Here is a 21,592-nt window from a genome sequence, read left to right as displayed (position 1 = left end):
TGGAGCGTGCGGAACGATAATCTCAACTATCGTGCGACGCAGAGCGTCGAGCACTGCATCCCCACGCTGGAGTGGGGGCGATAGTCGTGGATATTTCAGTTCCGGTTACCAGGCGTTTCCGGCTTCATACACAAAAAGCGCTACTTCAGATTGCCACTCAAAAACTGCTGTAAGCGCTCGCTTTTCGGATTGTTGAGCACCTCGTCCGGGTGGCCGGATTCTTCTATCTGGCCTTGGTGCAGGAACACCACCTGGCTCGCAACCTTGCGTGCAAAGCCCATCTCGTGTGTCACCAGAATCATGGTCCGGCCTTCCTCGGCCAGGCCCTGAATGACCTTCAGCACTTCACCGACCAGTTCCGGGTCCAGTGCCGAGGTGGGTTCGTCGAACAGCATGATTTCCGGCTCCATTGCCAGTGCACGGGCAATGGCCACGCGCTGCTGCTGGCCGCCCGACAGGAACGCCGGGTACTGATCGGCGACGCGCTCCGGCAGCCCGACCTTCTCCAGGTACTTGCGCGCGCGGGCCTCGGCTTCGGCCTTGGGCACGCCCAGTACGCGGCGTGGAGCCATGGTGATGTTTTCCAGCACGGTCATGTGCGCCCACAGGTTGAAGTGCTGAAACACCATCGCCAGCCGCGTGCGGATGCGCTGCAGTTCATCCGCGTCGGCAACGCGCATGCCGTCCTTATCGCTGACCATGCGTACTTGCTTGCCATCCAGGCTCATTGCCCCGTCATTGGGCTGTTCGAGAAAGTTGATGCAGCGCAGAAAGGTGCTCTTGCCGGAGCCACTGGCGCCGATCAGGCAGATCACGTCACCGCTGCTGGCCTTGAGCGATACGCCTTTGAGCACTTTGTTGTCGCCATAGCTTTTGTGCAGGCCATCGATGGTCAGTTTGTACATGACAGGTCCTCAAGGAGAAAGTAGATAGCCGCTGCGATAGGCCTGGGTGCCAGCGATGTGCGCAATGACCATGCCGGCAGTCGCCATGCGGCGCAGCGAGCGGGCGTACAGCAGGCCCGCGTTCAAGGCATGGATGCAGGCCACGGTGTCGCTGATCGGGTCGATGACCTCGGCAATCAGTTGGCCAGCCTCGACGTGTTCGCCGGGCATCGCGCAGAACACCAGCAGGCCGCCGACTGGCGTGGTCACCGGTTCGACCGCTGCCAATGGCGTAGCGGGATAGAGCAGTTCGGGCAGCGGCTGGAGTTCGCCGTCGATGATGCCTGCGTCGATCAGGTAATGAATGATGGCCTGACAGTCACGGCTGGCGAGGGCATGGTTTACATCGCCTTGCCCGCGCAACTCCAGTGTCACCGAGAAGCTGCCCATGGGGATCGGAAAGCGCTCACCGAAGCGTTGCTGCAATTGCCACCAGACCAGCGTGAAGCATTCGTCGAACGACTGACCACCCGAGTCGGTCGCCAGCAGGCTGGCTTGTGCACCCAGGTAGCGCGACAGCGGCTCGACTTTCGGCCAGGCTTCGGGCGTGGTGTACAGGTGCTCGACCGATTCGAAATCACAGTGCAGGTCCAGCACCATGCTGGCATCGCAAGCCAGGCGCTGCAGGGTCAGGCGCAGCGATTGCAATTGGGTGGTTGCGGGTACGGCATTCAGCGCCGCTCTCAGGCTGTCCCGCACCAGTGCGACGTTGTGCTCTGCATCGGCAGTCAGCCGGGCTTCGATATCATCGCCGACCTGCGCGCCAAGGTCGCTGAACCAGCGATTGAAATTCTGGCCGCTTTCCAGCTCGTAGCGGCCCAAAGGTGTGTCCATCAGGACCTGTTCCAGACCAATCGGGTTGGCGACCGGCACTACGACGACTTCACCCAGCAGGCGACCAGCACTTTCCAGTTCTGCCAGACGCTGCTTCAGATACCAGGCAACCAGCATGCCCGGCAGTTCGTCCGCATGCAGTGAAGCCTGGATATAAACCTTGCCGGACCCGTTTTGCGGACCGTAGTGAAAGCTGTGGACCTGCCGGGCAGTGCCTGGCACTGGCGACAGCAAGTCATGGGTGTGATGGCGCATGTTCAGTCCTGATTAGTGGGCCGGGCCGAGAAAGGCCAGCCAGCGGCGTTCGGCAAGGCGGAACAGCCCGACCAGAATGAACGTCACGGTCAGGTACATGACGGCGGCGATACCGAAGGACTGGAAGGTCATGAAGGTCGCAGAATTGGCATCCCGCGCCACTTTCAAGATGTCTGGCACCGTGGCGGTAAAGGCCACCGTGGTCGAGTGCAGCATCAGGATCACTTCATTGCTGTAGTACGGCAGCGAACGGCGCAGCACCGATGGCATGATCACGTAGGCATAAAGCTTCCAGCCGGTCAGGCCATAGGCTTTGGCCGCCTCGACTTCACCATGGGCCATGCTGCGGATCGCACCGGCAAAGATCTCTGTGGTGTAGGCACAGGTGTTCAGGGTGAAGGCCAGGATTGTGCAGTTCATCGCATCGCGAAAAAACGCATCCAGCATCGGCTGTTCACGCACCGCAGCAATGCTGTAAATGCCGGTGTAGCAAATCAGCAACTGTATATAGAGGGGCGTGCCGCGAAACAGGTAGGTGTAGAACTGCACTGGCCAGCGTACCCAGCGGTTTTTCGACACCCGTGCAATCGACAGCGGGATCGACACGCAGAAGCCGATGGCGATAGAGGCGCTGAGCAGCCACATGGTCATGGCCAGCCCAGTGATATTTACGCCGTCTGTATAAAGGAAGGGTTTCCAGTATTCCTGTAACAATTCGATCATCGCTGTGCCTCCCGGCTGCCTGCGGCATAGTGCCGTTCAGCCCAACGCAGGGCGAAGTTCGAGGCGCTGGTGATCAGCAGGTAGATCAATGCCGCCAACACCAGAAAGTAGAACAACTGATAGGTACTTTTGCCGGCGTCCTGCGAGGCCTTGACCAGATCAGCCAGGCCGATGATCGATACCAGCGCCGTAGCCTTGAGCAGTACCTGCCAGTTATTGCCGATCCCCGGCAGTGCGTAACGCATCATTTGCGGGAACACAACGTAGCGAAATCGCTGGCCGCGTTTCAGTCCATAGGCCGTCGCTGCTTCCACCTGACCGCGAGGCACGGACAGAATCGCGCCGCGAAACGTCTCGGTGAAATATGCCCCATAAATGAAGCCCAAAGTGATGACACCCGCGCCAAACGGGTTAATCTCGATGTATTCCCATTCCATCGCGTCGGTGAGCATGGTCAGCCATGTTTGCAGGCTGTAGAAAATCAACAGCATCAACACCAGGTCCGGGATACCGCGGATCAGTGTTGTATAAATTTGTGCCGGCACGCGCAGCAGCGCCGAGCTCGACAGTTTGGCACTTGCCCCGATCAGCCCGAGCAGGATGCTCAGCGCGAGGGACAGCACAGCCAGTTTGATGGTCATCCAGGTGCCTTCCAGCAACAGCGGGCCAAAGCCCTTCAGGCTGAATGCCGAGAGTCCCAGGTTTTGCATGAGTGCATCGAGCATGGATAGGCCTTGCTTTCAAAAACAGAGACGCCCATCGATCGGGCGGCGAATCATCGCCGAAATCGATGGGCGTCGGGGTGTTATTTGCCGCTGTACAGGTTCAGGTCGCCAAAATGCTTTTTCTGGATTTCGGCGTAGGTGCCGTCGTCGTGCATCGCTTTGATGCCTTTATCCAGCAGCGCTTTCAGCTCTTTGTTGCCCTTGGCGATGCCGATGGCGGTTTTGGCTGGCAGCAATTCGCTGTCGATAGGCTTGCTGACTTCGTAATCAGCACCGGCTGGCGATTTCAGGAAACCCAGTTCGGCTTGCAGCATGTCCTGGATCGAAGCGTCCAGACGACCGGAAGTCAGGTCGGCGTAAACCTGATCCTGGTTGGCGTAGGCCTTGGTGGATACACCGGCCTTGTCCAGTACGGCCTTGGCGTAGGCTTCCTGGATAGTGCCTTGCTCATAGCCCACAGTCTTGCCTTTCAGGCTGGCCTTGTCGGCGGTAAAGCCTGCACCTTTCTTGAACACCAGCGAGGTCGGGCCGGAAAACAATTCGTTGGAGAAGTCGATGACTTTTTCGCGAGCAGGGGTCACGGTCATCGAGGAAATCACGCCGTCGAACTTGCGTGCCTTGAGGCCGGGGATCATGCCGTCGAAATCGCTTTCAACCCATTTGCAGGTGACTTTCAGCTCTTTGCAGATCGCGTTGCCCAGGTCGATATCGAAGCCGACCAGGCTGCCGTCGGCGGCTTTGGATTCAAACGGTGCGTAAGATGGATCGACGCCGAAGCGCAGTTCCTTGTATTCCTTGGCCATGGTGTTACCGGCGGAGATGCACAGAGCCAGTGCAGAAAGAGTCAGCCATGCTTTTTTCATTGTTCAGTCCTTAAAACCTTAAATGGGGCGTTGGGAATACGCGAAGCGTGCTACCGGCAAGTGCCAGACTGGCAGAAGGTAGCAATTTCCGAACCAGAGCGATGAACGTGCGTTTGAAATGTAAGGCGTTGTCGCTATTTCATATAAAAGACTGGCAATCTGCCGCCTTGGCGCGTTTATGGGCCGGATGTTGTTCTTCATGAGGCAAACCGACCCCCATTCATCTCGCGGCGAGCGGCAGATTGGTAACGAAAGAGAAAGGTTTTTGCGGGCACGCAAACTTCGGCGTCACGCAATGTTTCAAAAAGGTGCGCGTCATTTCTCGTGCACTTTTTCAGTGCATCAATTCAGCAGGTCCTGTAATGACGCCAGGCTGTCGGCTTCGGCCACCGGCTTGTCCTGCCGCCAGCGCAACATACGCGGGAAGCGCACCGCAATGCCGCTCTTGTGGCGCTTTGACAAGGCGATGCCTTCAAAGCCCAGTTCGAATACCAGCGTCGGTGTGACGCTGCTCACCGGGCCGAATTTTTCCACGGTGGTTTTACGAACGATGGCGTCGACCTTGCGCATTTCCTCATCGGTCAGCCCTGAGTAGGCTTTGGCGAATGGCACCAACGTGCGCTCACTGGCGTCGGGCGGGCCGTCCCACACCGCAAAGGTGTAGTCGCTGTACAGGCTGGCACGTCGGCCGTGGCCGCGTTGCGCGTAGATCAGCACGGCATCGACACTGAACGGGTCGATTTTCCATTTCCACCACACGCCCATGTCCTTGGTGCGACCGACGCCGTACAGCGAGTCGCGGGCCTTGAGCATCATGCCCTCGACGCCCAGGCTGCGAGAGGCTTCACGTTGAGTCGCCAGATCAAGCCAATCCTTGCCGGTGAGTAGCGGGGAGGGCATCAGCACCTCACTCTGGACGCTTTCGATCAAGGTTTCCAGTTGTGTGCGACGTTCATGTTGCGGTCGGCTGCGCCATTCATCGCCTTGCCATTCAAGCAGGTCATAGGCCAGCACCACCACGGGAACGTCAGCGAGAATTTTCTTGCCGAGGGTCTTGCGGCCAATCCTTTGTTGCAGCAGGGCAAAGGGCTGAACCGAAGGTAACGATGCGGTGGCATCACCGTTCAACGCAAATTCAGCGCCGCTATCGGGGCTCGGCTCGGGGGCTTTCCAGACGACGATTTCTCCGTCGATAACTGTGCCGTCAGGCAGGCACTGCGCCAGGCTGTGCAGCTCGGGAAACCGGTCGGTGACCAGCTCTTCGCCGCGCGACCAGATCCACAAGCGTCCGTCACGTTTGACCAGTTGCGCGCGAATACCGTCCCACTTCCATTCCACCTGCCAGTTCTCGGCCGCCCCGAGCAACTCCTCAAACTGATCGGCGGGCTGTTGCAGGGAATGGGCAAGAAAAAACGGATAGGGCTGACCGCCACGTTGTGCGTGCTCGTCTTCGGATTCAGGCGCGATCAGTTTCAGGTAACGCTCGGCGCTGGGCCGATGTGACAGGTCGGTATAGCCAACCAGTCGTTGGGCGACGCGCTTGCTGTCGATATCGGCCAGCGCAGCCAGTGCGCGCGTCACCAGCAGTTTCGACACGCCAACCCGGAAACTGCCGGTGATCAGTTTGATACAGACCATCAGGCTGCTGCGGTCCAGTTGTGACCAGAACATCGGCAGGCGGGCTGCCAGCTCTTCGGGCGGCAGCCCGCGTAACGGCAGCAATTTTTCTTCCATCCAGGTGGCCAGGCCCTCGTCATTGCTGTGATCGGCCTGGGGCAGTAACAACGACAAGGTCTCCGCCAGATCGCCGACCGCCTGATAGCTCTCTTCGAACAGCCACTCCGGCAGATTCGCCAGAGTCATTGCCTGCTCGCGCAACACGCGGGTCGGCACCAGTTGCCTGGGGCGTCCACCGGACAGGAAGTACACGGCCCAGGCAGCATCCTCTGCAGCCGCTTTCTCGAAATAGTCACGCATCGCGGCAAGTTTGGCGTTGCTCGATGTGGTTGCGTCCAGCTGTGCGTAGAGTTCCGCGAAGGCTTTCATGACTGAGCCGCCCCCGCAGTTGCTGCCTCAGGCTCTGCCGTCGCCGGATTGCTGTCTTCTTCATCGCCGTATTCGGTGCTGAAGCCTTGCGCATCCAGACCCAGTTCGCGCAGATAACGCACCAGTATGCCGACCGAACCGTGGGTGACCATGACCCGCTCGGCACCAGTCTGTTCGATGGCCCAAAGCAAGCCCGGCCAGTCGGCGTGATCGGACAGCACGAAACCGCGATCCACGCCACGCCGACGTCGAGTGCCGCGCAGCATCATCCAGCCGCTGGCAAAGGCATCGCTGTATTCGCCGAAGCGCTTCATCCAACTGCTGCCACCGGCCGAGGGCGGGGCGAGAATCAACGCCTGGCGCAGGGCCGGATCAGTCTTTTTGAAGTCGCCAGCGTATTGGGTTTCCGGAATACGAATGCCGCCTTCGCGGTAGACCCGGTTCAACGGCTCGACAGCGCCATGCACCAGAATCGGTCCGATCTGGGAATCAATGCCATGCAGAATGCGTTGCGCCTTGCCGAACGAGTAGGCGAACAGCACGCTGGCCTTGCCCTGAGCCGCATTGCCACGCCACCACTGGTTGATGTCTTCAAAAATCTGCGCCTGCGGTGCCCAGCGATAGATCGGCAGGCCGAAGGTCGATTCGGTGATAAAGGTATGACAGCGCACCGGTTCGAAGGCCGCACACGTGCCGTCCGGCTCGACTTTGTAATCGCCGGAAGCAACCCAGACCTCGCCTTGGTACTCCAGTCGCACTTGCGCCGACCCCAACACATGCCCGGCCGGATGCAGGCTCAGTTTCACGCCGTGATGGGTGATGGTTTCGCCGTATTCCAGGGTCTGCAGATTGATGTCCTGCCCGAGGCGCGAACGCAGAATGCCCTCGCCACTGGCCGCCGACAGGTAATGCTCGTTGCCGGTACGGGCATGGTCACCATGCGCGTGGGTGATGACTGCCCGTTCGACCGGGCGCCACGGGTCGATATAGAAATCACCGGGTGGGCAGTACAAACCTTCGGGACGAGCAACGACAAGATCCATGAGGCAACCGTATGGATGGGCTTGTTAGCTATGAGCCGGGGCAGGGCGGGAAGTTCGGGGAGTTTGCGTGCGCTACGGAGCGTGATGAACGATAAATATCCGAAATAACACTACTGTGCATAAAAGCGCTTTTTTATCACGATGGCAATGACGACGCAGAGTGCGACCTGAGTGACAGGGCGAAGGAACCCGACGAAGTCGGGCCGGAAACAGGAGCGAGGGGATTTGCCTACTTTGGCCCCATCAAAGTAGGTCGCCGAGGGGCGAAAAGGTGACTCAAGTCGAGCCTGAATCTCACTGAATCGCAGAACGGTGTGACGCGGAGCGTCACGAAATGCATTACCACGCGGAGCGTGGGAACGATAGGCGTTCGGGAGCCTGCTCCGCGTGGGTATATGCCTGTTGGAGCTTGGGAACGGGCGTTCGGGAGCCTGCTCCGCGTAGGTATGCTCGCTGGAGCATTCGGAACGATAGGCGTTCGGGAGAACACTATCGTGCCCATGCTCCGCGTGGGTATGCCGTTCTGGACGCTCCGCGTCCGGTTTTCGGCGCTTACTTGCCCGGCGTGAGTGTCAGGCGTTGCTTGCCGTAGCCTTTTTCATAGTTCTGCTGTTGCAGCGGGATCGACATGTATTGACCTTTCTGCCACGGCTCGATGCTGTTGGCATAAAACGGGCTGGCCGGGTTGCCGGACTGGCCGGTGCTGATCAGGCCGGTCATGGGCTCGACAAGGCTGAAGTCGACGATCATGCGCAGGCCGGGGGCCACGTGTGTATCGAAGCCTTTACCCCACTCGAAACCGGACACGTTCAGCGTGCTGTGGTCACCACCTGCCGGAGAGGCACCGCGATTGAACTCGCCGCCACCCAACTGTTTGGCGAGCGGGCTGGTCGAGGTCCAGTTGTCGCGGTGCAGCTTGCCCCATTGCCAGGCCTTGTGATCGCTACCCAACAGGCTGTCGCCACTGGTGACAGCAGCCGCCAGACTGCGCGCCAGGATGGCTGGCTTGTCTTCTTTCTGCGGGGTTTTGACGTCATCCCAGTACGGGCTGTCATCACGGCCCAGCAAATGGTCGGCTTGCGGCGAATACGACGAGCTGGCGTTGGCCACCAGCGCCTGCCAGGCAGGACTGGTTTCCGGGCCCAGTTCATCAAGGAAAATCTGCTTGGCGCTTTCCTGCAGAAACAGCTCGTACAGCGCAGCGTCAGCCGACGTTGCGCTGAGCTTGCCATCGAATGCCATCAGGCGCGTGAACGCTTCGCGGGCCTTGTTACGATCCGCTTCCGGCAGGGCGTCGATGGCCTGCTTGAGCGGCTTGCTCATGCCCGGTGCCTGGAACATGGTCTTGAGTTTGGCCGCGAATGTCGTGGTCTGGTCGTACTGCATGGCGATGGTGCTGCGCAGGTCCTGCTTGCCGCTGTTGGCCAGCTCGGCGATACGCTCGGCACGCTCCGGGTAGCCCCACGAGTTGGAAAGCTGCATGCCATAGCCTTTCGGAATCGTGCGCTGGTTAGCCGCCGCTAGCCAGCCCTGACGCGGGTCTTGGTCGTAAGGATGGAGCATCGAGTCGGCGAAACCGTCCCAGTCGTATTTGCCATCCCAGCCCGGCGAAGGCAGCAGGCCCTGGCCTTCACGGCGGTTCGGGAAACGGCCGGTGACCTGCCAGCCAATGTTCGAGGCATCGGCGAAGATCATGTTCAGGGTAATCGCACGAATCTCGCGGCTGGTGTCGAAGGCCTTCTCGACGTTAGGTGCGCGGGACAGATCAAAGAATGCGTCCAGGCTCTTGTCGTCCTTGAAGTTGGGTACTTGCAGCGCCAGGCTCAAGCCATTGTCCGGTGGCGTTGCAGATGCGTTGAGCAGCGCGCCGTGGCGGGTTTCGTATACGGTTTCGCGAAGCGGGCTACCACCCTTGACGAGAAAGGTCTCCTGATGGGCAGTAGCGGGCAGCCATTTGCCGTCAGCCATATAAGACACGCGGTTGCCTTCGCGCTTGATCTTCTCCAGAAACAGGTCCTGGTTGTCGCCCTTGACGTTGCTCATGCTCCACGCCAGCTTGCCGTTGAAGCCGCTCAGGACCAGCGGCAAGCCTGCGATGGAAACACCGGACACCTGATATTTCGGCGCTCGGATCTGCACGAAGCTCCAGGCGGAGTTGAGCCCGGCAGGCAGTTGCATGTCGCTGGCCAGCAGGCTCTTGCCGCTTCGGCTGCGTTGCGGCGCGATGGCCCAGTTGCTGGAGGCTGCAACGCCAAGCATGTTCAGGTCCGAGAGCTGCAAGGCGATCTTGTTCAGGTCGCTCAGGCCATTGACCTGATTATTCAGGTTCAGGCCCTTGAGCTTGTCGGCTTCGGCAAATGGCAGTTCTTCGTCAGGGTAGGTCGGCAGCAGCCAGGCAAGTTTGTCTGCCCCGACTTTCTGCGCCAGCACCAGCGCCGAAAGCTCTTCCTGCAGGTTCACCGACAGGCTGAAATTGAGCAGGCTGAAGATCAGCGCCGAGTCTTCCGGTTTCCAGTACTCCGGCTTGTAGCCCGAATTGGCGACATCGGCCGGCAGCTTGTCGCGGTAGCGGAACAGGTAAGCGTTAACGCCGCGCGCATAGACGTCGAAGAAGCGCTTCAAGCGAGGCGAGGCGGCGTTATACAGGTCGCTGGCGTTTTGCTTGAGGTTGACCGAGCGCATCAAACGGTCGACTTCCAGCGCGTCCGCCCCGGCCATTTCCGACAAACGGCCCTGCGCCAGCAGGCGCATGCCGAGCATCTGACCGATGCGGTCACCGGCATGGATGTATCCGAGGGTGAACAGCGCATCGTGATACGTGCTGCTTTCAATCAGCGGCATGCCCATGTTGTTGCGGCGCACGGAAACGTTTTGCGCCAGCCCTTTGAGCGGGAACGTCCCGGAAGCAGGCAGTACGGTCTCTGGATCACCGCCGCCCAACTGGCAGCCGGCAAGGCTCAGGAAACTCGCCGCAGCGGCGGCAGCGCCGAATCGGGGTAGAAAATGACGAAGGGCTGGCGAGGCCATGGGCAAGCTCCTGGAGGGGTAACGTACAAAAGTCGCTACGTTAGAGAGCAGGCCGTCAGCGCGCAAGCGGGGAGGGCGAGTTTATTTCAGGATTTTGCAGAAGCTGGCCACACGCCTCTCGCTCCACTGCGTGTGAAGACGCGCGCAAATGAAAACGGCCTGCTCATGCAGGCCGTCAGAAGAACGCTCAACGCTTTACGCGCCGTGGCATTTCTTGAATTTCTTGTCGCTGCCGCACGGGCAAGGGTCGTTGCGACCTACATCTTTCAGGGTGTTGCGCACCGGTTCCTGGTGGGCATGCCCGCAGTTCGGACCGTGCACGTGGCCATGCTGGTGGTCGTGATGATCGTGATCATGGTCGTGGTTGCAATCGGGGCCATGAACATGGGCTTGCTGGTTCATCGGTTTTACTCCGCAAATAAATCTGGCGCGCATTATCCAGCAAATCGGGACGAAGCAGTATCGACATATTTCGATTCACATATTACTGCAAATTTAAGTATGCTTATTTTTTCGGGCGTTTTTCAGCGTCTTTGTATTTTCATGCGCAGAGCCAACGTTATGACCCGACAAGAGCGTATCGCCAGGGCAATTGCCGCCAGCGGCATGAAGAAAGGGGAAATTGCCGCACAGTGCGGCGTTGCCAATTCTGCCGTCACCCAATGGATCAGCGGCGAAAGCAAAAGCCTGCGGCCGGAAAACCTCTATGCACTGGCGCGGGCCACGGGCTTTCGTGCCGAGTGGCTGGCGATTGGCGAAGGGCCTGAAAAGGACGCCCCCTTTGACGCCAACGTTGCCCTGATCGATCAGCCGAACATGTCCTTTCGTTATCCGGTAATCAGCTGGGTGTCGGCAGGTTCCTGGGAGGAAGCCGTCGAGCCTTACCCCGACGGTTTTTCCGATCGCTATGAAATCTCCGATTACGACTCCAAGGGCCCGGCGTTCTGGCTGGAGGTCAAGGGTGACTCGATGACTGCACCCACTGGCGTCAGCGTGCCAGAGGGGATGATGATTCTGGTTGATACAGAAGCCGATGTGCAGCCCGGCAAGCTCGTGATCGCCAAGCTGCCCGCCAGCAACGAGGCAACCTTCAAGAAGCTGGTCGAGGACGGCGGCACGCGCTACCTGAAGCCCTTGAATCCTGCGTACAAAATGATCGAGTGTGGTGCCGACTGTCGCATCATTGGCGTGGCCGTGAGAATGACCGCCAGGCTATGAGCCTTGTTGTACAAGGCTTGCGGACGTTATCCGTCGCGACGTGAGGCGGGGCGCGTCCTACGAAGTGCTTGCGCAGGTCTCGCAGCTGGAATACTGTATTTATATACAGTTATCTCCGGGAGGCAGTCATGACTGGCACTCGTAATGGGCCGACAGGTGCGTCGTCTTATTAACAGATCGGCAAGCGCATTCAACGGCTGGTATCTGCGCCGAATGTTCAGAAGATCCAGTGGGTCATCGTAGCCCGACGCGACGATGAGCCTGTGGACAGCTGGAACGTGGTGCTCCGGGAAATCGAAGAAACCGAAGGGATCGAGGTCGACCGTCAGCCAGACGGTTCGGTAAGGATCGGCTGGCAGCGCTATATCGACAACTGAGCCTTTATACGGTACTCCGCCACGTTTGATGGCAAACGTTTCATTTTATTTTTAAGCATGCTTAATTTTTTGGTTTCGGCTTCAAATACCGCCGTCGCATCGACCCGCAATACGCGCAAGGAAGCGATAAAGGGCAGGGCGGGCCCGAACGTCAACCAGGATGACCCTCATCAACCCGTTCCCTGCCATTCGAATGGCAGGCTCTCAGCGTCTGAATTTCTGTGTTCGTGAACGGCTGTATCTCTTGAGCGGAGTCAGGTCCGATGGATATCTTGAATGGTTTGGCAGACAGAGGCGAATGGCTGGTCGCCGGTCTGGTGGGTGCAATCATCTCTGGCTGGTGGCATAAGGCAGGCTTGCTCGACTGGCGTGCCTGGCTGGTTTTTCTGGTCACCGGCGTGGCCTGTGCGGTGTTTCTCACCGGCATCGCCAGTGATTATCTTGGCGTGGCGGACCCTCGCAACACCACCGGCGTGGGCTTTTTGTTGGGCTCGTTTGGTGGAGCGTTGATCAGCGCAATCAATCGGGCATTGTGGGCGGCGGATATCTGGAAGTTTCTGCTGGAGCTGATCAAGGGCAAGCTGGGCGGTTAGGCCACGTGATTATTTGCGTTGAATCAGCTCATCTGGTGCCACGTCGCCGGTTTTGCCGATCCGCACGTTGTGCCTGAACAGCATTCCGGTCTTGAGCTTGCCCTCAAGCCGGTAATGGATCAGCTCATCAGGTTTTTTCAGCAGTTGAGCGATGTATTTCGCGTAACGCCACAGGTTGGTACGAACAGGCACCACAAAGGTTTTCCGGCTATGCGCATCGACGAAAAACCAATCACTGAATTGGTCGTCTGCGAGCACAACGTCATTGAGCGAGATCTTGTAGTTCAGGCCGCGCACGAACAGGTCCGAGTCGTTGGGATTATCGACCTCGAAATACAGCTTGAAATCCTGTTGTGTCAGCCTTGCCTTGACCACCTGGACTTTGAGCAAATGCACTTCCGGATCCTGGACGCTGTCAAAGCTCAGTAACGAGCATCCGCTGAGACCGAACATGATCAGCGCGAGGTTTATGATTCTTGTAATGTGCGCCTGAAAAAACATGGATGTGCTCCGTTTGACGCCTGAGTCTAACAACTCGACGGTCAAGGGTAACGCGCTTGTTGCGCTGTCTGATGCTACGCCATACTTTTTATTGACGTGCTTACCGGTGTCTCCATGAATGTCTACGAAATTGTCTTCAGTGCCGAACTGGTCGCCGGAGCCCAGCCCGAGAAGGTCAGGGCCAACCTTGGCAAGCTGTTCAATGCCGACGCCGAGCGTCTGGAGCTTCTGTTCTCCGGGCGCCGACTGGTCCTGAAAAACAATCTCGATGCGGCAACCGCTGAAAAATACCGCGCTACGCTGGAGCGGGCAGGCGCACGGGTCCATGTGCTGGAAATGAATACGCCGCTGCCCATGGAAGAGGTCGAACTGGCGCCGCCGCCCGACGCACCGACCTGGTTGCGTAAATCTCCGGCTGGCCCGCAGTCGGGTACGGGCCGTCTGCAGATCAAACCGCGTGACGCGTATATGGCTGCTTTCGAAAATGTCGATGCGCCGGACTATTCGGTGGCCGAAGCGGGGGCCGACCTGTCGCCCGCCAAACCTCAGCCCGCAGCGCCACTGCTGGATCTTTCCCGGTTGAGCCTGGCACCGGTGGGCAGCGACATGGGGCAGGCCGAAAGGCCCGAGTCGCAGGCGGCTCCCGATACTTCTCACCTGAAGGTCATTCCGGAGTAATGCTGCGGGCCAACTGAATCCTGAAACGGAATTATTTTCAATCAGCTCTGTTACTTTCGAACTTTCGCTCGGCTAACAGGCATTGAGAAATATTCCATCAGGAGTTGCCCGATGTCCCGTTCGTTAGACACCCTTCTGCGTCCCAGTCTGTTGGCCGTGGCGATTGCCCTGTGCACGCCGCTGGCCAGCCCGCTGCTGATGGCCGCGCAGCAGGCCAGCGTGGTTGCCTATGACCTGCCTGCAGGCCCCCTGGCGACCACGCTGAACCAGATTTCCAGCCAGGGTGGTCTGGCATTGAGCCTCGATCCTGCGCTGGTTGCTGGCAAAACAAGCCCAGCGGTGAAGGGGGATTTCGACGCGGCGACAGCCTTGCGTGAGGCGTTGCGTGGCAGCGGCCTGCAACTGGTGCAGAGCAGCGCCGGGACCTACACGCTGATGGTCATGGAGCAGAACGCCTTGAACCTGTCGGACGTGAACATCAACGCCAACAGCGCGCCCGCCGAAGGCTCGGAAGCTGCAGGTTATCGCAGCGAGAACATCAGCAGCGTCGGTGCACTGGGCGGCATGAAACTGCAGGACGCGCCGTACTCCATCAGTGTGACGCCTCAGGCTCTACTGAAAAACATTCAGGCCACCTCGCTCGACGATGTCATCAAGCACAACCCGTTCACCCAGATGTACTCACCGACCAGCGCCGGTTATGCCAGCGCCGTCAACATTCGTGGTTTCAGCAGCTCGGGCAGCCTGAACATCGCCAATGACGGCTTGCGCTTTACCAATGGTGCTGATGGCAGCAACTACATTGAAGAGATGGAACAGCTGGAAGTCATCACCGGTCTGACCGGTTTCCTGTATGGCCCGGCCTCGCCGGGCGGGCTGGTCAACTACGTCATCAAGCGCCCCACTTACGAACGCTATAACAGTGTCACGCTGGGCAATGCCGGTGGCGAGAACTACTACCTGCATGGCGATTTCGGCGGGCCGATCGACAGCGAAGGCAAGTTTGCCTATCGCCTGAACGTGTTGACTCAGGATGGCGAAACCGCTGTCGACATGAACAAGCGTCGTCGCGAAATGATTTCCCTGGCGCTGGACTGGAACGTCTCCGACGACCTGCTGGTGCAGTTCGACGCTTCACACAAAAAGACCGAAATCCGCGGTCTGACCAGCTATTGGTACTTTGGTGACCAGTCGTTACGCCCAAGCGCAGCCTCGCTGGACAACGACAAACTCTACAGCCAGAAGTGGTCGTTTTCCGATTATGAATCCGACAAGGCGGGCGTGCGCGCCAAATGGCGCTTGAACGATACATTCACCTTGCGCGCGGCCTTTGCAGCCCAGCAATACACTTCGGAAAACACCTACACCGGGCCGACGGTGTACAGCGCGGGTCTGTATTCGCAGCCGTTGTACGCCTTCGCACCGATCGAAACCGAAGAAAAGACCGGCTCGCTGTTTCTGGATGCAGCGTTCGATACCGGTTTTCTCGGCCACAAGGTCACGATGGGGTACCAGGGCAATACATCTCGCCAGAAGCAGTACGAAGACCACATCCCGTACACGCCTGGTCAGCCTGGTCCGCAATACACCTCGCCAGTCGGCACGATACCGCTCGACCAGACACCCCAGGTCGGCAAACCGTCGTACTCGATTGGCCACGGCAACCAGCGTCTGGCTAATAGCTCGGAGAGCAACAACTTCCTGATCGGCGACATCATCACCTTCAACGAGCAATGGTCGGCGATTCTTGGCGTGACCAACACGCAGATCAAGACTTACGCCAACGAGTTCGTTTACGCCAAGGCCTTCGGCTCCGCAGAGACCGAGACCAAATACAACGAAAGCAAGACCTCGCCAAACATCTCGCTGGTCTACAAGCCGCTGCCGTGGCTGACCACTTACGCCACCTATATAGAAGGTCTGCAATCCGGCGGTGTCGCCCCGAGCGGCGCGGCCAATGCCGGCCAGGCATTCGCACCGGAAGTCAGCGAGCAATATGAAATCGGTGCCAAGGCGACGTTGGGTGAAACCCTGTTTACCCTGGCGCTGTTCAACATCGAGAAGCCCAACGGCTACACCACGGCCTCGAATATTTACGTGGTGGACGGACGTCAGGAAAACAACGGCCTGGAGTTCAGCGTGACCGGCAAGGTCGTTCCGGAGCTGACACTGGTCGGCGGCTTTACCTTGCTGGACCCGAAGATCAAGAAAACCGGCATTGCCGCAGATGAAGGCAACGCACCGACCAACGTCGCCAAGCAACTGGCCAAGGTCTATGCCGAATACGATATCAACCCGGTGCCTGGGCTGGCGGTAACCGGTGGCGCGTTTTATACCGGCAAGCAATACACCGACCAAAGCAACGAAAACGACCTGCCGTCCTTTACCACCTTCGACGCCGGTGCCCGCTACCGCATGCGCGTTTCGGAAAACGATTTGACCCTGCGGGTCAACGTCAGCAACCTGGCCAACAAGGAATACTGGCTCAACAGCAGCTACCTGGGCGACCCGCGCACTGTAGCGTTCTCGGCGCAGCTGGAGTTCTAGGTCGACTTGTGTCCACCGGAGCGTGACCATGACTATCGTGCGACGCTCCGCGTCGTCATGCCGTTCTGGACGCTCTGCGTCCGGTCTTGAGCGTGATGGTGCGGCGCAGGGCTCACGCACGGCATTCCTACGTTGTAGCGTGCGGAACGATCATCTCGACTATCTCAAACCACATAAGGCGAGCAGCATTTCTTGAATTTCTGTTCGCTGCCACACGGACACGCGTCATTGCGGCCGGCCTTGAGCGGGACCGTGGAATCGATAAAGTACCAGCGGCCTTGATTTTGCACGAACGACGAGCGCTCCTTGTGGCGGTGTTCACCGTTACCGTCGTGCCAACGGGCAGTGAAGGTCACAAACGCATGCTCGGGCTTGCCGCCAAATACCTCCGAACTTTCTACCTCCAGCCCCAGCCAGGTGCTCTGCGCGCTCCATTGAGCGATGGCCTCACGGTTCAACCCGCTTTGCTGAACAGGCAGCGTCGTCTGGACCAGATAATCAGTCAGCCCCAGCACGTAGGCGCTGTACCGCGAGCGCATCAGCTTTTCCGCGCAAGGCGCAGGCTGACCTGCGTGATAGCGACCGCAGCAGGCCAGCAACAGATCGCCGCTGCCGCACGGGCAAATAGCACTACTCATAGGTCACCACCAATACTTTCCAAAATTCTCCGGGTTGGCCCAATACTTCGCGTTCAGCCAGTCAGGCACCTGTTTGTATTCGCGCAAGTCGTAGGTGAACAGGTTCAGCACCTGCTCGTCGCGGGTGAAGCGTTCGCTGGATTGCAGGGCCAGCGAGAAAAAGTCGGTCTCCTGCCAGCCGCAGGCCTGTAAGTCGGCCAGTACCGCAATGCGGCTGGCGTTAAGGTTGCGGATGCCGCCCAGCAGCTCCAGACCGGTGCGCTTGGGGATGTGCTCCAGGCAATCGACCACCAGCGCCAGGTCGAAACGTTGCGCCGCCAGATTTGCGGGCAGGGGGCCAGGTTCGGCCAGCGCCACCTCGGTCTGCGGGTGTGCTTCCTGAAAGGCTTGTAACGCAGGGAACGCCTGAGCGCCGATCAACAGCAGACGCTGGGGTGCGTAACGGTCGAGCAGGGCAGCCAGCGCTTGCTGCGGCGTGCGGGATGAGTAGCCGACGGTCATCGAAAGTCCTCTGGTTGACTGACAAGACTAGCCTGCCGGACCCGCTCTGAACAGCCGTCAGTATCAGGCGAACGCCCACAGACTGACGACAACGATCTATGCTTGATCTTTTTCAATACACTGCTGGCATATTCGGCGTACAGCACGTCTACTGTGCGGCGACGAAAAGCGCGCGCAGACTGCGCTTTCGTAACGGATCATGACAAGGGGGCAGGCGATGAAGGTGTTTTGGGGGCTGGGAAAAATCTTGATGCTGGGCTTCTGGCTGGTAGTCCTGGCCAATGCGGTCATTGAAGCGCCCAGCCCGTTTGGCGTGATGATCGACATGGCCGGTGCCGTACTGTTGTTGACTCACTTGCTCGAACTGATCCTGTTCAACGGCAGCCTGCGCGGTCGCAGGCATCCCTGGCGCGACCGGGGCAAAATCATCCTGTTCGGCATTTTTCATGTTCAATCCATCGGCCGTTCGGCCACAGGGCACTCTCATGCGTAAGCTCGTTCTGCTGGCAGCACTGTTCAGCCCTCTGGCCATGGCTCAGGCGATTATTGTCGCGCCACACTCGCTCATGCGTCTGCCTGGCAACAGCAGCGTTCTGCAGGTCGAGCGCCTTGAAGTGGCCGACTACGGCACCCTGCTGATCCCGGCCGGTATCGATGACGTGAAGATCGGCGAACTGGTGCTAGGGCACGAAGCGCGGATTGCCATCGTCCCCGGTGTACAGGCGTTCAACCTCGTTGTGGTGCATGGTGAATTCGGCACCGGCAGCCAGATCACTGCGCGAGGCGCTCCGGGCACGTTCGAGAAGCCTGCACTTCCGGGGCGCAATCTGACCCTGCGCTTGCAGAGCCTGAATGCCGAACAACTGTCGATCGATGCACGCGGCGGCGCGGGCAGCCCAGGCTACGCCGGGCTCGATGGCGGCACGGGCGAAGAGCCGGGCTGTACCTGGGGCCAGGCCGGGCGTGGTTACAACGGTGATAGTGGCGGCAACGGCCACGACGGCGCAGCAGGTGCGCAGGTTCGTCTGGAGCTGCCACAGAGCTTTCCGGCCGAGCGTATCAAGGTGAATGTTGCGGGTGGCGCGGCAGGCAAGGGTGGTGAAGGCGGCAAGGCAGGCAAAGGCGGCGCTTCGAAGGGCTGCATCGTCTACCGCGCGGACGGCGGCAAGCCAGGCAGACCGGGCGAACCCGGCCTGCCTGGTGTTGCAGGGCCCGCGGGCAGTTTGATTCTGCAGCGCCTGTAATCTTCAACAGCTGTCATTCTTGAGAGGCAGCCCGGATCAGGCGCAAGGCCACGATCCGGGCAGTCATTACGGCAGCGCGCTTACTGCGGTACGCCTTTTTCCCAGTTCTTCCAGTCGCCGACAATGGCCTGCACCAGCGGATTACCGGTGCGGTACAGGTTTTCCAGTGCCGGTACGAAGGCACCCTGGTCGGCATACTTGAGCAAATTGTCCACTTCGCTGTAACCCGGATACGGACGGTCGAAATCGGAACCTGCGCGCACCACGGCCAGCCGGTTGACGTCTACCTTGCCTGCCTTGCTGGCTCGCAACAGGGCTTCGTACGTAGAGTTGTCCTCCTGCTGGGTGGTGCAATACACGCCTTTGCCGTCGGTCAGCAGCTTGGTCCAGACTTCCGCCCGCTCACTCAGACGCGTTCCGGAAAACCACGTGTTGCCCGCCAGCGTATCGCACTGCGTCACCTGCGGCGGCTGATTGGCCGGGGCGTAAGGGTACTTGACGCGCCAGGCGGCAGATTCCTTGCTCTCGCTGAGCGTCACTTTTTGCGACAGGGCGAAGGCCTTGGCCTGAAGTTTGGGGTTCAGCTCGAAGACTTCAGTCTTGTAGTCCAGCGGCGGCTTTTCGTTCGGACCCTTAGTGTTGATACCCAGGTAACCGGTCGGCCATTCCTTGGGCACGTCGCGCGAATCGATTTCCCACTGCGTGCCGAATTCCACCAGATAATGCGCCCAGGCCGTGGTGCCGAGTGTGCCGTGGTGCGGGTTGATGCCGGCAATGCCCGCGACGATGAAGTAAGTCTTGCGCAGGTCGAATTGCGGCGACAGGGCCAGGGCCAGAGTCGATGCTGCGGCATTGGTCTGACCCATGCCGGTGACCAGCAGGCAGACGTCCTGATCATTGCAGCGGATGGCCGGGTACTCGGCGGCAAGGCCGGGCACCTGGATCTCCTTGGTCAGATGCAGCCGGTCGATCCAGTTCTGCGCTTCGGGCGCAAACATGGCGACCAGCATGACCTTGGGCGTGACTGGCGTAACCGGCGCGGTGGCTGCCCAGAGGGCAGGGCTAAGCAGGGCCAGTGTGGCGCCAAGTGTGTTGCGGGTGATGTGTTTCATGAAAACTCCTGTCGTCATAATCAGTTTTAGAACTGGTAACCCACGCCTGCGTAATATCCCCAGCCGTCGGAGCGCGCGCGGAAGTTGCCTTCGCCGAAGTTCAGCTCGCTGCCGTCCTGCCAGTTGCCGCCGTTGTGGAAGTAACGACCCACCAGGGTGAAGCGCAGGTGCGTGAAGGCGTAAAGCAGCACGTTGGTGGCGACTGTGGAGTTGCCAGTGCGTGCCGGATCGTTCTTGAGGTCCGAACCGAAATCGAAGTTGGTGAAGCCGATGTACGTCAGCGAAGCGCCGTTGTCGAATTTGCTGATCGGTACGATGTATTTGAGCTGGGCGCGATAGCCATCCCACGAATATTCGTTGCTGGCACCGTAGTTCTCCCACTGGTAGCGGCCATAGAAGTTGGCCGACAGATTGACCCGCGAGTGGGTGTCGATGTCAGTGCCAAGGCCGCTGTACAGGGTGTTTGCACGGTTGGCCGAGTTGCTGCCGTGGTCGTAGATCCAGTCAAAGGCGACGTACCATTCCTTGAACGGCCCGACGGCCAGACTGCGCCCGGCCAGATAGTCGATGGAGATACGTGGCTCATGCTCCATGAACAATGGCGAGCCATGATCCCAGACGCCTTTGTCATTATCATTGCCGATGCCGAGAATCTTCGGTACGTCGACATAGCCATAGAGCTCAAACGGCCCCTTGCGGCCGAAGTACTCATACTCCAGATAAATGTCATCGTTGGGCTTGGGGCCGAAGCTGATGTCCTTGCTGCCGATCAGCGTCAGGTCCTGGTTGAACCAGTCTGAAAAGTACGCGCCTTTGCCTTCCTTGGGCGAGGCGGGCGGGCTGAGTGCTTCGCCTTGAGCCGAGTCTTCGGCAGCGGGCTGTGCCAGGACGCTGGTGCATGGCAACGCCGCAGCGGCGGCGAACAACAGAGGCATGAGGAATCTTGAGGGCGTTGCGGATCGAGTGAATGGCGGCTGTGGCATTGAAACTCCTTTTCGTGGGCGCGTACTGCTGATCGCAAACGTTTGCACAGCCCATGCCAAAGTGTTTCAAGATGTTGAATGGCTTGGATATCAGGCACAGAAGATGACCGATCGGGCAGGAAACTGCCCGCAAGCTGTGCGCGGTGTCACCGCCAGTGCCCCGCGATGTTCCGTTTTGCCTCAAAGGCCCGGACGGGCGGCTGCCAATATCACCACTGCCAGGCCGATAATCAGGTTGATTCCGACCAGCCGGCGAATGTGACCGAGTGCTGCTACGCCTTCGGCCCATTGTTCGGCGTCCACGGCGCGACGCAACTCCGGCAACTGCAATGAATGGATACGCAGGAACAGCGCAACCATCACCACGTACAGGCCCATCATGATCTGCACATAGCGCGGCGCAGTTTCAAAGCCGGTGAAGTTCAGCTGGATCATGCCGATGCCGGTAATCGGCAGCAGCACCACGGCTGCCCAGACCCAGACGAAGAAGCGTGGAAACACCTGGACCCACACTTTCAAGCGAGAAGGGCCTTCAAGTGCTGCAATGACTGCTGGACGCAAGACCATCCAGGCGAAAAACATCCCGCCAACCCACACCAGGGCAGCCAGCAGATGCAGCGTATAGACAGTAGAAAAAGCGGTCATCGGACACTCCGTTCTGCGCGGATGGATTTAGCGCGCTATGATAGCGCCCACTCAGAACTACTGAAAATTTATCCAGCCTTTTTAGCCGTGCCCCC

The 21,592-nt window shown here is 59.2% G+C and carries 22 protein-coding genes; 7 read left to right on the top strand and 15 right to left on the bottom strand.

Annotation, left to right across the window (positions count from 1 at the left end; genetic code table 11):
• Positions 1–140: 140 nt before the first annotated feature.
• From RYC17_RS04735 to RYC17_RS04695, 9 genes are all read right to left on the bottom strand, one after another.
• Entirely contained in the window at positions 141–905 is a 765-nt protein-coding gene (locus RYC17_RS04735) for an ABC transporter ATP-binding protein (protein WP_002554833.1), read from the bottom strand.
• A gap of 9 nt (positions 906–914) precedes the next feature.
• Positions 915–2,033 (bottom strand): M14 family metallopeptidase, encoded by a 1,119-nt coding sequence (locus RYC17_RS04730; protein ID WP_316902592.1) that lies wholly within the window; start codon positions 2,031–2,033, stop codon positions 915–917.
• Between the two features lie 12 nt (positions 2,034–2,045).
• Complete coding sequence (locus tag RYC17_RS04725; RefSeq protein ID WP_002554831.1) at positions 2,046–2,756, bottom strand: ABC transporter permease; 711 nt, start codon at positions 2,754–2,756, stop codon at positions 2,046–2,048.
• Positions 2,753–3,481, bottom strand: a complete 729-nt coding sequence (locus tag RYC17_RS04720) for an ABC transporter permease (RefSeq protein WP_002554830.1) — start codon at positions 3,479–3,481, stop codon at positions 2,753–2,755. The genes RYC17_RS04725 and RYC17_RS04720 overlap by 4 nt, the downstream gene beginning before the upstream one ends.
• Positions 3,482–3,561: 80 nt before the next feature.
• Positions 3,562–4,344, bottom strand: coding sequence for a transporter substrate-binding domain-containing protein (locus RYC17_RS04715; RefSeq protein WP_316902591.1), 783 nt, complete (start codon positions 4,342–4,344; stop codon positions 3,562–3,564).
• Between the two features lie 342 nt (positions 4,345–4,686).
• On the bottom strand, positions 4,687–6,390 hold the full coding sequence (locus tag RYC17_RS04710) for an ATP-dependent DNA ligase (RefSeq protein ID WP_058408359.1): 1,704 nt from the start codon (positions 6,388–6,390) through the stop codon (positions 4,687–4,689).
• On the bottom strand, positions 6,387–7,433 hold the full coding sequence (locus tag RYC17_RS04705) for a ligase-associated DNA damage response exonuclease (protein WP_122258355.1): 1,047 nt from the start codon (positions 7,431–7,433) through the stop codon (positions 6,387–6,389). The genes RYC17_RS04710 and RYC17_RS04705 overlap by 4 nt, the downstream gene beginning before the upstream one ends.
• A 552-nt stretch (positions 7,434–7,985) precedes the next feature.
• A complete protein-coding gene (locus tag RYC17_RS04700; RefSeq protein ID WP_058408358.1) occupies positions 7,986–10,460 on the bottom strand; it encodes a penicillin acylase family protein in 2,475 nt (824 codons plus the stop codon).
• 195 nt (positions 10,461–10,655) lie between these two features.
• Positions 10,656–10,862, bottom strand: a complete 207-nt coding sequence (locus RYC17_RS04695) for an SEC-C metal-binding domain-containing protein (RefSeq protein WP_002554826.1) — start codon at positions 10,860–10,862, stop codon at positions 10,656–10,658.
• A 159-nt stretch (positions 10,863–11,021) separates the two neighbouring features.
• On the opposite strand from RYC17_RS04695, the gene RYC17_RS04690 reads away from it, so the two are divergent.
• The 3 genes from RYC17_RS04690 (at position 11,022) to RYC17_RS04680 (ending at position 12,648) form a co-directional block, all read left to right on the top strand.
• A complete protein-coding gene (locus tag RYC17_RS04690; protein WP_054996890.1) occupies positions 11,022–11,678 on the top strand; it encodes a LexA family protein in 657 nt (218 codons plus the stop codon).
• Positions 11,679–11,854: 176 nt separating this feature from the next.
• The gene (locus RYC17_RS04685; protein WP_316902647.1) at positions 11,855–12,055 is read left to right on the top strand and encodes a DUF1654 domain-containing protein; all 201 of its coding nucleotides are present in this window, start codon (positions 11,855–11,857) and stop codon (positions 12,053–12,055) included.
• A gap of 263 nt (positions 12,056–12,318) precedes the next feature.
• Positions 12,319–12,648, top strand: coding sequence for a hypothetical protein (locus RYC17_RS04680; RefSeq protein ID WP_005755519.1), 330 nt, complete (start codon positions 12,319–12,321; stop codon positions 12,646–12,648).
• Positions 12,649–12,657: 9 nt separating this feature from the next.
• Here the strand turns inward: RYC17_RS04680 and RYC17_RS04675 are convergent, their stop codons facing one another.
• The gene (locus RYC17_RS04675) at positions 12,658–13,149 is read right to left on the bottom strand and encodes an LEA type 2 family protein (protein WP_058401653.1); all 492 of its coding nucleotides are present in this window, start codon (positions 13,147–13,149) and stop codon (positions 12,658–12,660) included.
• A gap of 114 nt (positions 13,150–13,263) precedes the next feature.
• Here RYC17_RS04675 and RYC17_RS04670 point away from each other — a divergent pair, with 114 nt between their 5' ends.
• Together RYC17_RS04670 and RYC17_RS04665 are read left to right on the top strand one after the other, a co-directional pair.
• The gene (locus RYC17_RS04670) at positions 13,264–13,827 is read left to right on the top strand and encodes a hypothetical protein (protein WP_058401654.1); all 564 of its coding nucleotides are present in this window, start codon (positions 13,264–13,266) and stop codon (positions 13,825–13,827) included.
• Between the two features lie 111 nt (positions 13,828–13,938).
• Positions 13,939–16,374 carry a TonB-dependent receptor gene (locus RYC17_RS04665; RefSeq protein WP_058401655.1) on the top strand — a complete coding sequence of 812 codons (2,436 nt, stop codon included), beginning with the start codon at positions 13,939–13,941 and terminating at the stop codon, positions 16,372–16,374.
• 164 nt (positions 16,375–16,538) lie between these two features.
• On the opposite strand, the gene RYC17_RS04660 is transcribed toward RYC17_RS04665, so the two are convergent.
• Positions 16,539–17,012, bottom strand: a complete 474-nt coding sequence (locus tag RYC17_RS04660) for a YchJ family protein (protein ID WP_316902590.1) — start codon at positions 17,010–17,012, stop codon at positions 16,539–16,541.
• A gap of 3 nt (positions 17,013–17,015) precedes the next feature.
• Positions 17,016–17,513 (bottom strand): DUF6231 family protein, encoded by a 498-nt coding sequence (locus RYC17_RS04655; RefSeq protein WP_005732254.1) that lies wholly within the window; start codon positions 17,511–17,513, stop codon positions 17,016–17,018.
• Positions 17,514–17,730: 217 nt separating this feature from the next.
• Here RYC17_RS04655 and RYC17_RS04650 point away from each other — a divergent pair, with 217 nt between their 5' ends.
• Positions 17,731–18,006 (top strand): DUF1145 domain-containing protein, encoded by a 276-nt coding sequence (locus tag RYC17_RS04650; protein ID WP_004657499.1) that lies wholly within the window; start codon positions 17,731–17,733, stop codon positions 18,004–18,006.
• Positions 17,999–18,757: a hypothetical protein gene (locus tag RYC17_RS04645; protein WP_002554817.1), complete on the top strand. Its 759-nt coding sequence runs from the start codon at positions 17,999–18,001 to the stop codon at positions 18,755–18,757. The genes RYC17_RS04650 and RYC17_RS04645 overlap by 8 nt, the downstream gene beginning before the upstream one ends.
• An 80-nt stretch (positions 18,758–18,837) precedes the next feature.
• Here RYC17_RS04645 and RYC17_RS04640 read toward each other — a convergent pair whose 3' ends face one another.
• From RYC17_RS04640 to RYC17_RS04630, 3 genes are all read right to left on the bottom strand, one after another.
• On the bottom strand, positions 18,838–19,869 hold the full coding sequence (locus RYC17_RS04640; RefSeq protein ID WP_057405488.1) for a purine-nucleoside phosphorylase: 1,032 nt from the start codon (positions 19,867–19,869) through the stop codon (positions 18,838–18,840).
• Between the two features lie 26 nt (positions 19,870–19,895).
• On the bottom strand, positions 19,896–20,804 hold the full coding sequence (locus RYC17_RS04635) for a nucleoside-specific channel-forming protein Tsx (RefSeq protein WP_369812041.1): 909 nt from the start codon (positions 20,802–20,804) through the stop codon (positions 19,896–19,898).
• A 228-nt stretch (positions 20,805–21,032) separates the two neighbouring features.
• Entirely contained in the window at positions 21,033–21,497 is a 465-nt protein-coding gene (locus tag RYC17_RS04630; protein ID WP_058402135.1) for a CopD family protein, read from the bottom strand.
• Positions 21,498–21,592 lie beyond the last annotated feature (95 nt).

The organism is Pseudomonas syringae group sp. J248-6, from assembly GCF_032586995.1.
Taxonomy (GTDB): Bacteria; Pseudomonadota; Gammaproteobacteria; order Pseudomonadales; family Pseudomonadaceae; genus Aquipseudomonas; species Aquipseudomonas amygdali.
Note: the sequence above shows the minus strand (reverse complement) of the source record. Positions and strands in the feature narration are given on the sequence as shown.